General features: G+C 60.3%; 14 protein-coding genes. 6 read left to right on the top strand and 8 right to left on the bottom strand.

The genetic code is table 11. The features are described from left to right. Position 1: 1 nt before the first annotated feature. Together FP2506_RS15920 and FP2506_RS15915 are read right to left on the bottom strand one after the other, a co-directional pair. Positions 2 to 448: a tripartite tricarboxylate transporter TctB family protein gene (locus tag FP2506_RS15920; protein ID WP_007068611.1), complete on the bottom strand. Its 447-nt coding sequence runs from the start codon at positions 446 to 448 to the stop codon at positions 2 to 4. Between the two features lie 11 nt (positions 449 to 459). Further along, on the bottom strand, positions 460 to 1,605 hold the full coding sequence (locus tag FP2506_RS15915) for a mandelate racemase/muconate lactonizing enzyme family protein (RefSeq protein WP_007068610.1): 1,146 nt from the start codon (positions 1,603 to 1,605) through the stop codon (positions 460 to 462). Positions 1,606 to 1,741: 136 nt separating this feature from the next. Here FP2506_RS15915 and FP2506_RS15910 point away from each other — a divergent pair, with 136 nt between their 5' ends. The 4 genes from FP2506_RS15910 (at position 1,742) to FP2506_RS15895 (ending at position 5,636) form a co-directional block, all read left to right on the top strand. Further along, on the top strand, positions 1,742 to 2,734 hold the full coding sequence (locus FP2506_RS15910) for a dihydrodipicolinate synthase family protein (RefSeq protein ID WP_007068609.1): 993 nt from the start codon (positions 1,742 to 1,744) through the stop codon (positions 2,732 to 2,734). Between the two features lie 15 nt (positions 2,735 to 2,749). Continuing rightward, a complete protein-coding gene (locus FP2506_RS15905) occupies positions 2,750 to 3,523 on the top strand; it encodes a FadR/GntR family transcriptional regulator (RefSeq protein ID WP_007068608.1) in 774 nt (257 codons plus the stop codon). Positions 3,524 to 3,646: 123 nt separating this feature from the next. After that, positions 3,647 to 4,621: a Bug family tripartite tricarboxylate transporter substrate binding protein gene (locus tag FP2506_RS15900; protein WP_007068607.1), complete on the top strand. Its 975-nt coding sequence runs from the start codon at positions 3,647 to 3,649 to the stop codon at positions 4,619 to 4,621. A 37-nt stretch (positions 4,622 to 4,658) separates the two neighbouring features. Further along, complete coding sequence (locus tag FP2506_RS15895; protein WP_187289065.1) at positions 4,659 to 5,636, top strand: NAD(P)-dependent oxidoreductase; 978 nt, start codon at positions 4,659 to 4,661, stop codon at positions 5,634 to 5,636. A gap of 339 nt (positions 5,637 to 5,975) precedes the next feature. On the opposite strand, the gene FP2506_RS15890 is transcribed toward FP2506_RS15895, so the two are convergent. Continuing rightward, a complete protein-coding gene (locus tag FP2506_RS15890; protein ID WP_007068605.1) occupies positions 5,976 to 6,845 on the bottom strand; it encodes a transcriptional regulator in 870 nt (289 codons plus the stop codon). A gap of 194 nt (positions 6,846 to 7,039) precedes the next feature. Here FP2506_RS15890 and FP2506_RS15885 point away from each other — a divergent pair, with 194 nt between their 5' ends. Continuing rightward, positions 7,040 to 8,260 carry an ABC transporter substrate-binding protein gene (locus FP2506_RS15885; RefSeq protein WP_007068604.1) on the top strand — a complete coding sequence of 407 codons (1,221 nt, stop codon included), beginning with the start codon at positions 7,040 to 7,042 and terminating at the stop codon, positions 8,258 to 8,260. A 93-nt stretch (positions 8,261 to 8,353) separates the two neighbouring features. Here the strand turns inward: FP2506_RS15885 and FP2506_RS15880 are convergent, their stop codons facing one another. From FP2506_RS15880 to FP2506_RS15865, 4 genes are read right to left on the bottom strand one after another with little or no spacing between them, the layout of a single operon-like run. Further along, positions 8,354 to 9,073, bottom strand: a complete 720-nt coding sequence (locus tag FP2506_RS15880; protein WP_007068603.1) for an ABC transporter ATP-binding protein — start codon at positions 9,071 to 9,073, stop codon at positions 8,354 to 8,356. Beyond that, complete coding sequence (locus FP2506_RS15875) at positions 9,060 to 9,791, bottom strand: ABC transporter ATP-binding protein (RefSeq protein ID WP_007068602.1); 732 nt, start codon at positions 9,789 to 9,791, stop codon at positions 9,060 to 9,062. The genes FP2506_RS15880 and FP2506_RS15875 overlap by 14 nt, the downstream gene beginning before the upstream one ends. Beyond that, complete coding sequence (locus FP2506_RS15870; protein ID WP_007068601.1) at positions 9,784 to 10,722, bottom strand: branched-chain amino acid ABC transporter permease; 939 nt, start codon at positions 10,720 to 10,722, stop codon at positions 9,784 to 9,786. Before FP2506_RS15870 ends, FP2506_RS15875 begins: the two co-directional genes overlap by 8 nt. After that, positions 10,722 to 11,624 (bottom strand): branched-chain amino acid ABC transporter permease, encoded by a 903-nt coding sequence (locus FP2506_RS15865; RefSeq protein ID WP_007068600.1) that lies wholly within the window; start codon positions 11,622 to 11,624, stop codon positions 10,722 to 10,724. The genes FP2506_RS15870 and FP2506_RS15865 overlap by 1 nt, the downstream gene beginning before the upstream one ends. 204 nt (positions 11,625 to 11,828) lie before the next feature. Between FP2506_RS15865 and FP2506_RS15860 the strand changes: the two genes are divergently transcribed. Further along, a complete protein-coding gene (locus tag FP2506_RS15860; protein ID WP_007068599.1) occupies positions 11,829 to 13,175 on the top strand; it encodes an amidase in 1,347 nt (448 codons plus the stop codon). A gap of 438 nt (positions 13,176 to 13,613) precedes the next feature. Here the strand turns inward: FP2506_RS15860 and FP2506_RS15855 are convergent, their stop codons facing one another. Then, a complete protein-coding gene (locus tag FP2506_RS15855; protein WP_040489198.1) occupies positions 13,614 to 14,882 on the bottom strand; it encodes a Zn-dependent hydrolase in 1,269 nt (422 codons plus the stop codon). Positions 14,883 to 14,900: the final 18 nt, after the last annotated feature.

The following is a 14,900-nucleotide window of genomic DNA, read 5'->3' as shown; positions in this document are numbered from 1 at the left end:
TCTACCACCAGATCCGGAACGGCAGGCCGAGAAGAAGCTTGAAGACGACCACCGCGAAGGCGGCCATGCCGATCGCGATCAGTCCGTTCTCGGTCCACTTCGTCTCGCTCGAGGCGATGCCCGCCACGACGACCGTCGCGATACAGGTAAGGACAAGCCCGGCCTCTTCTATGACGAAGGCAAATGTGCAGATCGAGAGCGTCAGCCCCGTGACGGGGCGCAGATAGAGCCGCTCGATCGGCACCGGTCGACGCCGGATGATCGACTTGACCATCAGCGCCAGTCCGATCAGAGCCAGCAGGCCGCCGATCATCAGCGGAAAATAACCCGGCCCCATCCGACGTGCCGTGCCAATCGACAGATCGAGCGCGCCGATGGCAAAGCCGCCGCCGATCGCAAGGAACAGGAGACCCGAGAGAAGATCGCGGTCCTTCAGAATTCCAGACATTCGGGGGCCTCCTATCGAACGTAGCAGGGTCCGTCGATGAGGGGGTGATTGGCGATAAATTCCTCGTCGACCTCGACGCCGAGCCCCGGCCCCTCCGGCGCAATCAGATACCCGTCCTTGTCGACCTCAAGCGACGCACCGGAGGCGAGATCGGTCCGGAACGGATTGTAGCTCGTCGCATCGGCTTCGAAATAGCCCGGATTGTCGATCGAGGAGAGAAGGTGCAGCGAGGCGAACATGTTGAGCGCCGTCATCGAGCTGTGCGGATTGATCCGCTGCTTGCGGGCCGAAGCCATGGCGGCGATGCGATAGACCTCGGTGAGGCCGCCGGCTTTGGAAAGATCCGGCTGGAGGACGGTCACGACGTCATCTTCCAGAAGGCGCTGGAATTCATAGCGCGTGTAATGGTTCTCGCCGGTCGCGAGCGGCGTACGACCCAGCTCGGAGGCCTTGCGGTAGGCGTGGTAATCGTAGGGCGGGAACGGCTCTTCCAGCCAGCCGATCTTCGCCGCATCGAGCGCCGGCATCAGCTGGCGGATTTCCTCAAGCCCGTAGGCGGCGTTGACGTCGGAGAGGATGTCAATGTCGTCGCCGAGGGCGTCGCGCACCGCCTCGACCCGCGCCGCGTCCAGCTTCGGCGTATCGCCGAGCCTGAGCTTCAGCGCCTTGTAGCCCGCAGCGATGTAGCCTTGAGCCTCCTCGATCAGCTGTTTGGTTGGCTGGTAGCCGAGGGTGAGCCCGCCGGCATAAGCCTTGACCTTCTTAGCGCTACCGCCGGCGAGCCGGAAGATCGGCCAGCCGGACGCCTTGCCGCGCAGGTCCCAGAGGGCCAGATCGATACCGCTCATGGCGATCGCCGTGCCAGCGCCGAAACCGTGGGTCGCGAAATGGCCGAGATAGAGACGATGCCAGATGCCGACATTGTCGCGCGGGTCCATGCCGATGATCATCGGCGCCAGCGTCGTCTCGATGAGCTTGGCAATAGCGCCCGGCGAGCGGCCGTGATGGGCCTCGGCCCAGCCGGTAATGCCGTCGTCGCTGACGATCTTCACGAGGACCGCGTCGCGCTTCACCATGCGCCCGACGCCCATGCGGAAGTTCGTTCCCTTCGGCACCCGGTAGGACACCGGATGGACGGTTATTGTGCTGATCTTCATGGTCCTCCCATCCACCGAAAAGCCTCCCAGCCAATTCGGTGTCATGCTGACATTGTGGTTTGCTGTAATATAAGGTAACAGAAATGCGCAAGCTGTATGCGCAAAATTTCATTCGCCTGACTGACAGGAGCGTCCCATGAGCCTCGACCTTCGCACCGACATCACCGATCCGCTCTGGGTTCCAATCCTCACGCACTACACGCCGGACGGCAGCATCGACGCCCGGAGAATGCTCGACCACTGGAACAGCCTGATTCCACATGTTCGCCAGGTGATGCTGGCCGGATCGACGGGCGACGGCTGGGAACTCGACGACGAGCGTTTCGACGCCCTGATCGATCTCGGCGATTCGCCCGACCTGCCGGAGGGTGCCGCCCTCCTCTTCGGCATTCTGCGGCCGACGACTGACGAGGTCATCGACCGGTTCAAACATCTCGAAAGCCGGCTCGGAGCCCATCCGCGCCTCAAGTCCCGCCTGCGCGGCGTTGCGATCTGTCCGCCGGTCGATGCGAATGCCAATCAGGACGAGATCCGGAAGCATTTCGAGGATGCCTTCGCGGCCAGCACCCTCCCCGTCGCGGTCTACCAACTGCCGCAGGTGACCCAGTGCGCGATCGCGCCGGACACGCTGGCGGCTCTCGCGAAAAGCCCGCGCGTGACGATGTTCAAGGACAGCAGCGGCGAGGATGTCGTCGCCAAGGATCGGGACGGCTATGCCGGCACCGTCATGGTGCGCGGCGCGGAAGGCGGCTACCTCGAAGCGCTGAAGCCCGACGGCACCTATCACGGCTGGCTTTTGAGCACCGGAAACGCGCTTGCCGCACAGCTCCGCCGAGTGCTCGACCTCAACGGAACCGGCGATGGCGCAGGGGCTTCCAAGCTCTCCGGCGCGATTTCGGAGGTCGTCGAAAAGGTCTTCGCGGCCGCCGCGAACGAAGGCGGCGCGAATGCCTTTTCCAACGCGAACCGGGCGATGGATCATCTCCGCGCCCATGGCAAAGGCTGGCGCAGCGCTTCTCCCGCCCTCAAGGTCGACGGCTCGGCGCTTTCGGCAGACCTCGTCGCCGAGGTCGAACGCTACGCCGCCGGTCTTCTCGGGATCGGCGAAAATGGCTATCGTCGAACCTGACCCTGGGGCACCGGTATGAGCCGCACCTCGATGCAGTCGTCGAAGGCCTTCGACATTAATTCGATCGAACACGCGATCCGCCCGGCGCGCCAGCGTAGCCTCAACGACGAGGTCTACCAGGCACTCGCGAAGCTGATCGCGTCGGGCGAGATGCGCAGCGGGGACAGGCTTCCCGCCGAGGCCGAGCTCTGCCGTCTCTTCGCCGTCTCGCGTCCGGTGGTGCGCAAAGCGCTGACCCGGCTGCGCGACGAGGGGCTTGTCCTATCTCGCAAGGGATCGGGTTCCTTTGTCGCCGATGCCGGATCGCCTGCCGAGCCAAAGGAAGCGGAAAGCAAGTTGGCGGTAATGCTCCACGCGCTCGAATATCGCCGCAGCATCGAGCCGGATGCGGCCTATTACGCGGCGATCCGCGGCGGTCCGAACGATCTCGCGGTCATTGCCGAAGCGCTGGAGGATTTCCGCAGCTTCGACGAACACGACGCACAGCCTAACGTCGACAAGGCGTTTCACAAGGCGATCGCGAGAGCCGGCGGCAATGAGCACTTCGTCAAGGCGCTGGACATCATCGGCTACGACATCGATCTCGGCGTCACCCTTGCCCATCATCTTTCAAAATTAGGCCAGGCCGAACGCCGGGCCGCGATTTTCGCCGAACACCGCAGCATCTACGAAGCGATCAAGGCGCAGGACCCGAAGGCCGCGCGCGAAGCGATGTTGACCCATCTCGAACGGTCTCAGGTCCGCGTTATCGCACGCGGACAAGAAATGATGCGCCGAGCGATCACCTGAATTGGGTCGGGCTCACAGACAAGCCTTGACCGAAAAAGCTGTCACATATTATTACAGATATGTTGGATCCAGCCACCCTTGAATGGTGACAGGCCCGACAATTCACTTGGGAGGACCTCAATCATGCTCAAAACCCCACGCATTCTCGCACTTGCCGCCATGGCCGGTACGCTCGCCTTCGCAGCGCCAACCATCGCGCAGGACAGCTATCCGTCGGACACGATCGACATTGTCGTCTCTTATCCGCCAGGCGGCTTCAACGACCGCGTCGCCCGCATGATCGCGGAAGATTTCGAAGGGCGCTGGGACCAGTCCGTGGTCGTCGACAACCGGCCGGGCGGCGGCACGGTGGTCGGCACCGAATATGTCGCAAGCTCCGAGCCGGACGGGCACACCATGGGCATCTCGCCGTTTGCATTTGGCGTGAATCCAGGCCTCTTCCCACAGCTGCCCTATGACACCGAGAACGACCTGAAGCACGCCATCGTGTTGGGCGAGGCCTTTAACGTGCTGGTCGCCCATCCCGATTTCGGACCCAACACGGTCGAGGAACTCGTTGCCTACGCCAAGGAGAACCCGGGCGAGGTGAACTATGCCTCTGCTGGCAACGGCTCTTCGAACCATCTGTCGGGTGAACTCTTCAAGTCTCTCGCGGATGTCGACATGGTGCACATCCCCTATGGAGGCAGCGCACCAGCCCGAACGGATCTGATGGCAGGTCGCGTGGATATCCTGTTCGACAACTACACCAATGTCGCGGAGCTGGTTGAAACCGGCAAGGTCAAGGCGCTTGCCGTGACGACGACGCAGGAAACCGAGCAGATGCCGGGCGTGCCGCCTGTCTCGGCGACGGTCGACGGCTACGAGGTGAGCACCTGGTGGGGTGTCTATATGCCGGCCGAAACGCCGGCCGAAGTCGTCACGACCCTCAACGAGGCGCTGAACGAATTCCTCGAAAAGGACTCCACCAAGCAGGTCTTCGAGGAACAGGGCATCACGGCCGTCGGCGGCAGTGTCGAAGAGGCCGAAGCCTTCGTAGAGCGCCAGCTTAAGCAATGGATCCCGGTCGCCGAACAGGCGCAGATGCAGGTCGACTGATCCTGATCCCACACCTGCAATAAGATTATCGATCCCAGTGCCTCGCGTGCTTCTGACCGATCCGATCGATGCATGCGAGGCGGCCCGCCTCGGCGAAAACGCCGAGGTGGTGACCTTCGACGAGACCGGCGATCTCACCTTCGAGGAGGAGCTTGCCGAGGCCTCCTTCGTCGTCGTCCGGAGGGCCATTCCGGCCGGCGCACTCGAGAACGCACCAAAGCTCCGCGCGCTTGTTCGCCACGGCGCGGGGCTCGACTTCATTCCGGTCCAGGCGGCGAGCCGGCTCGGCATCGCCGTCACGAATACGCCCTCAGTCAACGCAAAAAGCGTTGCCGAACACGTTTTCGGTCTCATCATCTGCCTTGCACGCCGGATCGTTGAGAACGATGCCGGCATCCGGCGTAACGAATGGCATGCCCTACGCGCCGCTGCGCCGGGCTCGTGCGAAATCGCGGGCAAGGCCCTTGGCCTGATCGGCTATGGCGGCATCGGACAGGCGATCGCGCAGATCGGGAAGCTTGGCTTTGGCATGAATGTCCTCGCAGCGACCCGTTGGCCGCGCGAGGACGAGGACGGCGTCTCTTTCCACCCGCTGACAGACGTCGCAGCAAAGGCCGATATCCTCGTCGTCGCATGCCCGTTGAGCGAGGAGACGCGCAATCTCGTCTCCGAAGAGATCATCGCGGCGATGCCGCCCAATGCCATTCTGGTGAACGTCGCCCGCGGCCCGATCGTCGACGAAGCCGCCCTCTCGGCTGCCCTCAGGGCGGGCCACATCCGCGGTGCCGCCCTCGACGTCTTCTCCGACCAACCACTCCCGGCGGATTCGCCGCTCCGCTCAGCCCCCAATACGCTCCTCTCGCCCCATGTCGCAGGAGTGACAGCCGAAGCCATGGCGCGAATGAGCCGCACGGCGGTCGACGATATACTGACAATGATCCTTGGGAACCAGCCACGTCATTTGGTAAATCGAAAGGCGTGGCCGATGATCGCGAGGCGCTGGAGCCATCTTTGACCGTCAGATAGCACCACCGCGTATCGCTGGAATGAAGCTCGGTCGCGATTCATCAAAATGCGCGCCCGAGGCAGTGTAGCGAAGGGTGAGGCAGCATATGCGTAAGGCGGCGACGCGCAGTGATATCATAGCGCTCGAATTCAGAAGGAGGCTGTGATCGCAAAGGGCCGAAAGCGGAATGGCAGCTTTCGAGAGCCGTCAGCGGGAAAGCGGTCGTTCGCATTTCAACCAATTCAGGCAGCGAGGAGGAGGTGTCAAGCGGCTCGACTTCGGCGACTGTCTCGGGCGTGTGAGATTCTTCGTTTGTGCTCGGGGATAAGGCGCCCCTCTGTTGTCAACTCATGACGAGGTTCCACTGCCTAAGGCGCCCGGGGGCGGCACCTTGTCGTAGGTCGAGCCGGCCCTGAGTAAATAACCGTTCGCCGCGTTAGGCTCTTTCAGATAATTCAGCATCGAACGCGAGATTTCCGGCGCGTCTTCCCCGTAAAGACCACACCCCCGTATCGCCCTGCGGCGATCCACGCGGCGGCCCAGATACTCCATCACGACACGGGTGGAGACCGGCTGGTGAGCCTCCGTCGCCGTAATGCCCATCATCAGGCCGATGAGGATTGACACGCGATTGCGATAGGGCGGGTAGAGGATGGTCTGTGACATCTCGTTCCCAACGACAGACTCGTAGTCGAGCATGTGGATTCGATCTCCGACCGGCAACATGATCCCGCTATACTTGAAAAGATCACCCGGTGAGTAGCTGTATCCGGCAGGCGTCAGTCGTTCGATCGTCTTGTAATAAGATATCTCGTCGGTTTGCTTTACTGATACCAACGATCGCAGAATGTAGCTCGGCGTAGAGAAGGAATAGAAATATTTGTAGTAATAACCGTCGTATTTCGCCATCTGAGAATGCTGCCGGGCTGTGTTCCTTATGATCCGTGCGACCATTGGCGGCAACGTATCGTCCAACTCGTTTTGAACCGGCCGCAGACGGATGATCTCCCGGAATTGCTCGTGCGGCATAAGGATCTCGTAATCGTCGACCCCGAAATGATCGCAGATGCGACGAAGACTTCTATTAGAAGGGAACGCGCTGCCAGCTAGATATTTCATAAATTGCTGCCGGTTCATCTGCAGCTTACGGCATACGTCCGATACCGAGCGCTCGTAGCTGCAGAGCAGTTTGAGATTCGGAATGAAGTCGGCATTCATGACGATCGACCCTGTCGCTTAGTGACGCAACTAGCGTGACAATCCGCGTCCATACAAGTCTTTAAAGCCGATTGCGTCCGAATTGCTTATGGCTCCACACTCGGTTCAGGCGATTTTCTGTGCGTGCTCAAATCATGTGCAAGAATGCCGCGAGTGCCGCACTACCGCGCTCTCGACAAGCCATAGGAGAGGTAATGACCGGAATTATAAAATTGTCCGCCACCGCCCTGGTCGCCGTAGCACTCGGCGTTTCCGCGGCTCAGGCGCAGGAAACGATCAAGATCGGTGGCATCGCTCCTCTTTCGCCTCCCGGAGGCGTTCAAACTGGTGAGTCCCTGCGCGACGGAATGCGCGTCGCTGTCGAAGAGCTGAACGCCGCAGGCGGCATTGACGGCCGTGAGGTCGAACTTGTCGTCGAGGATACGTCCGGCGTTCCAGAGAAAGGCGTTGCCGCGTTCGAACGGCTCGCTTCGAGCGAGAACGTCGTCGCCGTAACTGGAAGCGCCCATAGCGCCGTCTGCTCGGCTGTCGGCCCTGTTGCCGAGAAGTACGACATTCCCTTCATCGCCGGCGAATGCTGGTCCGACGACGTCACCGCTGCGCAAATTCCGGAGGTCTTTCGGATAACGGTCGCCAATTCGCTCGTCTATTCGGTAGCTGCCGACTGGGTGAAGGAAGCCGGCTTCAAGAACATCGCCATCATTTCGGAAAACTCTGACTGGGGCTTCGGTATCATCGACGTGTTCACGTCGAACCTTAAGGATACCGGCGCAAACGTCACTTCATTCACCGCTGAGCGGACCGTCAGCGACTTCACGCCTCAACTTCTCCAGTTGAAGCGCGCCGACCCGCAGCCTGATCTGATCGTCGCCGGCTTCACCGGGTCCAACCTCCTTTTGATGCTCCGCCAAGCCTACGACCTCGGCGTCGCGCCTTCGCCGCAGACTGCGATCTTCGCGGCCGGCTCTGACGTCCTTGAACCGGAATTTTGGAACGTCATGGGCGATGCGGGCACCTATGTGATAGGGAACCCGGCTGGGCTTCCCGGTAAGCCGGATACCGAGCTCTCGCGTTCCTTCTCCAAGGCGTACGAAGAAGAGTTCAGCCGCCCTGCAAACGCGGTAGCCATGGAAGGCTACGACGGCGTTATGGTCATCGCTGAGGCGATCAAAGCGGCCGGCAGCACTGAAGGGCCGGCGCTTCAAGAGGCTCTCCGTAACCTGCGTTGGAGCGGAACCCGCGGTGAAATCTATTTCCCGCAAACGACCGATCCCGCCTGGCAGTATCAGCAATGGCCTGAAGTACCGATCTTCGTGATCCAGTACACCAAGCCGAACCAGACGCCGTCCGAGGCCGCGATCCTCTGGCCGAAGCCTCAGGCGACTGTCGACGAGACGGTTCTGAAACCGGAATAAGGACCGGCGCCGATCGTTTTTGGACGTCTTTACGCACTCCGCCCTCACTGGCGGGGTGTTCCGTTTCTGCATGAAAGCAAAGGCAGCTTCTTTTCAGAAGAGCCAGTCGGCGATCGTGTCGCGATATGTCTCGTCGAACTCGGCGCGAGTCCCTTCGAGCTTGTTCGAACCGAGCTCGAGAACGTAGATGTAGTCGGCAACTTCGGTTCCCGCGATTACGTTCTGATCGACCATCAGGATGGTACGCCCCTCGTCCTTCACAAGCTGCCGCAGGTGAGTGTAGATTACTTCGGCACGCTTCGGATCGAGGCCGACCGTCGGCTCGTCTATCAGGATCAGTTCTGGATCGCTCATTAGGGCGAGTTCCAGCTGCATCAGCCTCTGCTGGCCACCTGACATCAGACCGGCACGGCGTTGACGAAAGTCTTCAAGGTAGGGTGCACGTTCGAACAGTCGCCTGCGCGCGCGCCTTGCTCGCTCCTTGTCAGAGCGAAACGACCAGGTCGCGATCTCGATGTTCTCCGCGACGGTCATGTCCTTGAACAGCGCATGGCCCTGCGGCACGTAGGCTATCCCGATCGAGACGAGCTCGCGCGTTGCCACCCCCGCCAGATCGCGCTCGCCATAACGGATCGAGCCCTCGCGCACCGCCAGCTGTCCGATGATCGTTTTGAGGAGCGTCGACTTTCCGACGCCGTTCGCGCCGATGATCGTCGTCAGCTGGCTTGGTCGTGCAGTCACACTCAAGCCGCTCAGAATGTCGATGTCGCGGCTGTAACCGGCCTTCAGATCTCGAACCTCAAGCTGACGCATGATGCTCTCCCAGATAGGCTTCGAGAACGCCTTTGTCCGCTCGCGTCTCTTCCGGCGTACCGTCGCAGATGATGTCGCCGTAGCTGAGCGTCACGACCCGGCGGCAAAGTTCGAAGATCGAACCCATGTCGTGACTAATCAGGATAATCGTGATGCCGGCCGCGTTCCACTTGCGGATGCAGTCGTACATGAAGCGCTTCAGTTCTGGATGGACTCCGCCAAAGGGCTCGTCGAGCAGCAACAGCTTGGGCTGCAGCATCATGATGCGGGCGAATTCGAGAAGCTTCAGCTGGCCGCCGGACAGATTGCTGGCCCGCTCATCCCTAAGCCGTGTCAGCTTCAGGTCTTCGAGGATAGCGGTCGCCCGTTCGCTCGCCTGCGAGCGCGTTTCGCTCCAATCGGAGAGCCCCGACACGAGCATGTTTTCCATGACCGTCAGACGCCGGAAGACCTTCGTGACCTGGAACGAACGCCCAATCCCGATCCGCGCCAGCTTGTGCGGTGACGTTCCTGCGATGGGCTGGTTCTCGTAAGTGATCTGACCGCGATCGGCCGTGTAATAGCCGCTGACGATATTCAGAAGAGTGGTCTTGCCCGATCCGTTCGGACCGATTAGGCCGATCAGTTCGCCGGCCGAGAACGCTAGTTCAACACCGTTGAGCGCCACGATGCCGCCGAACGTTTTCGTTAGACGGTCGACCACGAGTTGCTCAGCCATCGCTATTCCTCCGGCGAACGAAGATGTTGGATAACATCCCAAAGAGGCCATTGGGTGCGAAGCGCAGGACAAGGATCGTGACCAGTCCGAACACAACCAAGCGCCATTGCTCGACCTCGCGCAGCGCTTCGAGAAGAACCTGAAGCAGCATGCCGCCTAGGGCCGCATAGAGAATGTTGTGAAAGCCACCAATGACAGCCATCGCGAGGATGACGCCCATCTCCTGCAGAGACATCATGGACGGCGCGATCAGCTGCACGAAATGCGCGTATAGACCGCCGGCAAGCCCCGCAAATGCGCTAGAGATGGCGAAGGCGACGCATTTCCACGTCGTCACCGCGACGCCGAGGCTTGCCGCGCCATCCTCGTCTTCGCGGATCGACTGGAAGAAGAGGCCGATCCGCGAGCGCAGCAGGAGACCCATCGCAGCTAGGCAGCCCACCGTAATCGCCAGGAAGATGTAATAATATTCGAGACGGCTGCCCCCCGGTATGAGCGGCGGCACCTGAAGACCGAGGCTGCCCTCGGTAAGCCAATGTTCCGCCGTGACGGAAATGCGCAGAATTTCGCCGAATGCAATGGTGGTCAAACCAAGATAGGCGCCGTGCAGGCGCAGTGTCAGCCAACCGAGGACGTAGCCGACCAAGCCGGCGATCAGGGCGGCGAAAACCAATCCAAGACCGATCGGCAGTCCAAACTCCAGGACGCCTAGAGCCGACGCATATCCACCAAGGCCGCTCATCGCCGCCTGGGCGAAACTGATCCGTCCGACATAGCCGACGAGCAACGACCAACTGGCCGCGAGAAGCGCGTAATAGAAGCCGATCGTGACGGTGTAGGTCCAGTAGTCGGAGAGACCTGCGAAGGGTAACAGCACGAACGCGACGAGAAGCGCCGCGCCGATAATCGATCTCAAAGCGGCTTGCGACATCACGCGCGCCGATCCTTCGTGCCGAAGAGACCTTGCGGGCGCAGCAGCAGCACGGCGACGAGTACGATGAGACCGTAGGCATCCTTGTAGGCAAGCGCCCGGCTCGGGTCGGGAATAAGGATCGTAGCGAAGCTCTCGACCTGTCCGAGGATGATCGCGCCGATGATCGCGCCAGGTATGGAGCCTAGGCCGCCGAGAACGACGATGATATAAGCCTTGATCACCGGCACGACCCCCATGATCGGAACGACGTTGAAGACCGGGCCGATGAGCGCGCCGGCAAGGCCGGCCAGTGCAGCGCCCGTCCCGAAAGCAATAAGTCCAGCGCGCTGCACGCTGATCCCGTAGATCTCGGCCGCTTGGCGATCCTGGCTGACGGCGCGGACGGCCTTGCCGGCCCAGGTGTACCGTAGTGCGAAGACAACAATGGCAATCATCACGATGGCCGCGCTCGCGGCGGCAAGCCTGTCACCGCTGATGATCAATTCGCCAATTTCCACCCGGCCCCGCATCAATGGCTCGGGACGCTGCGGCCACGGTCCGAAGACGCTGTTGGCGAGGTTGAGAAGGAACACCGACAGCGCAAAAGTGATCATGATCGCGTATTCATCGGGGCGATCGATCTTTCCCGTATGGATGGGACGGATCAGCAGCCCCTCAATGGCGGCACCGATCACGAAAAGTGCGGCGACGGCAATTAGGATTGCCGCCAACGGCGGTATTCCGAGCGACGCGATCGCCAGATAGTAGGCGTAGCCGCCGAGCATATAGAGCTCGCCATGCGCGAAGTTGACGATGCGCAGCACGCCAAAGATCACGGCAAGGCCGAGCGCCGTCAGCGCATAGAACGAGCCGATGATAAGCCCGTTGATCGCTTGTTCCGAGATCGCGAGCAGGCTCATACGGTCTCCCTTCGTTCGACCTCAGGAGGGCCTCGATGGTCGAACGATGGACGCATTCGACAATGGGAACAATAGTCGCCACTTAACTGCCTCGTCGCGAAATGACCTTCTTAAAGCGTCATCTCGCGACACACGCCTTCGCGGCGAAGGATCGCTGGTCTGCTACCCTTGAACGCCGCAAGCGAATGCACTCGAGACCTGCAAATGTCGAAAATTAATTCCGTCGCGCTTCCCCTCGCCGACCTCGCAGCACTGATGGCATCAGACGAACTCACGGCTGAATCGCTGCTTCTCGAATGCCTTACGCGGATCGATGAGAAGGACGGAGCGTTGAACGCCTTCGTCACCGTCTATCGCGATGCCGCACTGGCATCCGCTCGCCGGCTCGATAAGGAGCGTTCAGCAGGACAGGTTCGCGGCCCTCTCCATGGCATACCGATCGCGATTAAGGATCTCGCCGATATCGAAGGAGACATCACCGGCTTCGGATCGCGCATCTACAGCACGAGACCGGCGAAGACCACAGCACCGTTCGTGCAACAGCTGGAGGAAGCCGGCATGGTCATCGTCGGCAAGACGCAGATGGTCGAGTTCGCATTCGGGAGTTGGGGAACCAACTCGGTGCTCGGTGCGCCGCGCAACCCAAGGATGCCGGACGACTATTATATCGCGGGCGGCTCGAGCAGCGGTTCTGCCGTTGCGGTCGCGGCCGATATGGTGCCGGCGGCGATCGGCTCCGATACTGGCGGATCGGTTAGAATTCCAGCCGCGCTCTGCGGAACGGTCGGCCTCAAGACGAGCTACGGCAGCGTCCCGGTCGACGGTGTCGCGGCATTGTCACCGAGCTTCGACACGATCGGCCCTCTGACCCATCATCTCGACGATGCGCGATTGATCTTTGCCGCTATGCGTCGCCCCGAGCTCGAAAGGGAGACCTTTAAGGGGGTGTCCAAGATCATTCGGATCCCGTCCCGATCCGAGCTTGAACCGATCGATCCCGAGATCTATGCAGCGTTCGAGAGAAGTCTTGCCGTGCTTTCGGAGATCGGCATGGCAGACAGACCTCTAGAACTGCCGCGTGGCTTTGCTGACTATCAGACCGACACGGGAGCCATTATGGCGTGGGAGGCGTACGGTTCGCTGGGCGACACGGTCAATGAACCAGACGTGGCAATTGACCCGGCGGTACGAACTCGCATCCGCGCCGCATCAGCTATGGACGAAGGCACGTATCTTGAGCTGATCGCCTCACGTCAGGCCGCGATCGCGAAAGTCGAAGACGTTCTCGGCGAAGACGAGGTCATCCTCCTGCCAACAACGCCTTTTCCCGCATGCCGGCTAAGCGATGTCGACGAGACTATATTCCCGATGTCTAGGTTGACGCGTTTCGCGAATTATTTTGACCTATGTGCTGTTTCCCTGCCGGTGGCAACGACGAAAGCGGGCCTACCGATCGGGACGCAAATCTGCGCTAGACGAAACCGTGAGGATCTGGCGATCTCCGTGGCCAAGCGACTTCAAAAAAGACTGCGCCAGCCCGGTTCCACCTAGCTTTAATTTGTGTGGACTATCTTAGGTCAGAGCGACTTCGTACCGATCCGGACGTCCGTCATGAAGCGCTACTTTAAAACTAGTGGATCGATCGAGATTTGAGTTCGCTGGTTTTGATCTCCACCCCGCGCACCGAGACCCGTGAAATGGTCGGAAATCTGTTTGAGAATCTTACGTAGAACACGGCAACGTTGTCTCGGACTTACCTTCTCTGTTGCTTACGAAAGACTGAAGGCCGGCGATGAGCGTTTTCTCTACCCTTTAACATCTAGATTGGCACCGTACTACCGATACGTGCGCAGTGCGACGCAGAATACGCAAGAGAGTTGAAAGTCTTTCTTTCGCATTGGGACTATCCAGTAATAAGGAAAGCTGCTGTTTCGTGGCGACGATACCATATCAGCTACCGAGACTTGTCCGAAGGCGGACTAAAGCCTCTCATTTTCGATAGTCCTTTCTTTGTACGATCTCGGCAGTTTCCAACACCGCGTGCATTAGCACGTTGGCGCCGGCACCAGCCCAGTCCTTGGTGATCTCTTCGGCTTCGTTATGGCTCAGTCCATCGACACACGGGCACATGACCATCGCGCTCGGGACCACACGATTCACGTGACAGGCGTCGTGTCCGGCGCAGGAAACGATATCGGCGTGACGGTAGCCGAGACGATTGGCGGCTGAGCGAACCGCCGAGACGCATTCCAAATCGAAGGTAATCGGATCGAAATGACCGGTGATCGTCACTTTAGCCGCAAGGCCTAGCGTCTCTGCTATCCGATGGACGCCGCGCTCTATGCGTTCACGCATCGCCTCTAGCTTCGCCTTGTCGGCTGTCCGGATATCGATCGTGCAGACCGAGTAGCCTGGAATGATGTTCCGTGAGTTTGGTTCAACGCTGGCATGACCGACGGATCCGACAACCCCTGGCAAAAAAGCAAAGGCAGTTTCGTTGACCAGTTCGATCGTCTGGGCGAGACCGCGTGCGGCGTCGCGGCGTCGGTCCATCGGGGTGGTGCCGGTATGGCTTTCGCGTCCTTCGAACGACACTTCGAGCCAATACAGACCCTGACCGTGAGTGACGACACCAACATCGAGCCCGCCATCTTCCAGAAGCGGTCCCTGTTCTATGTGAAGCTCGAAAAAAGCCTTCATTGGCTGCTCGCCGACCGGCTTCTCACCACGCCAGCCTATCCTGTCGAGTTCGTCGCCGAAGGCGAGACCAGCAGCATCCGTTCGGGCGTTTACCCATTCTTCAGTATAGAGGCCTGCGAAAGCACCTGAGGCGAGCATTGCGGGAGCGAACCGGGACCCCTCTTCGTTCGTCCAGTTTATCAGCACGATCGGATATCGTGTCGCGATTTTGCGCTCGTTCAGCGAGCGAAAGACTTCCAGTCCGGCGAGAACACCAAGAACACCATCGTATTTTCCGCCCGTCGGCTGCGTATCGAGATGACTGCCCAGGCAGACCGGCGGTAGATCAGGTTCCATTCCTTCGCGGCGCAAAAACATGTTGCCAATCCGGTCGACGGTAAGGTCCGCGCCTTCCGCTTCGGCCCACCGTCTTAAGAGATGCCGTGCCTCGCCATCGCCGTCCGTGAGGGTCTGCCGATTGCTGCCACCGGCGACCCCCGGGGCGATCTTCGCCATCTCCATGATAGTGTCCCACAGGCGATCTTGATCGATGGTCAGGTTGCTTTGTAGTTTAGCCATGAGAGAATGCGTTCCTTG

Source organism: Fulvimarina pelagi HTCC2506 (genome assembly GCF_000153705.1).
Lineage (GTDB): Bacteria > Pseudomonadota > Alphaproteobacteria > Rhizobiales > Rhizobiaceae > Fulvimarina > Fulvimarina pelagi.
This window is presented reverse-complemented; position numbering and strand designations above follow the sequence as displayed.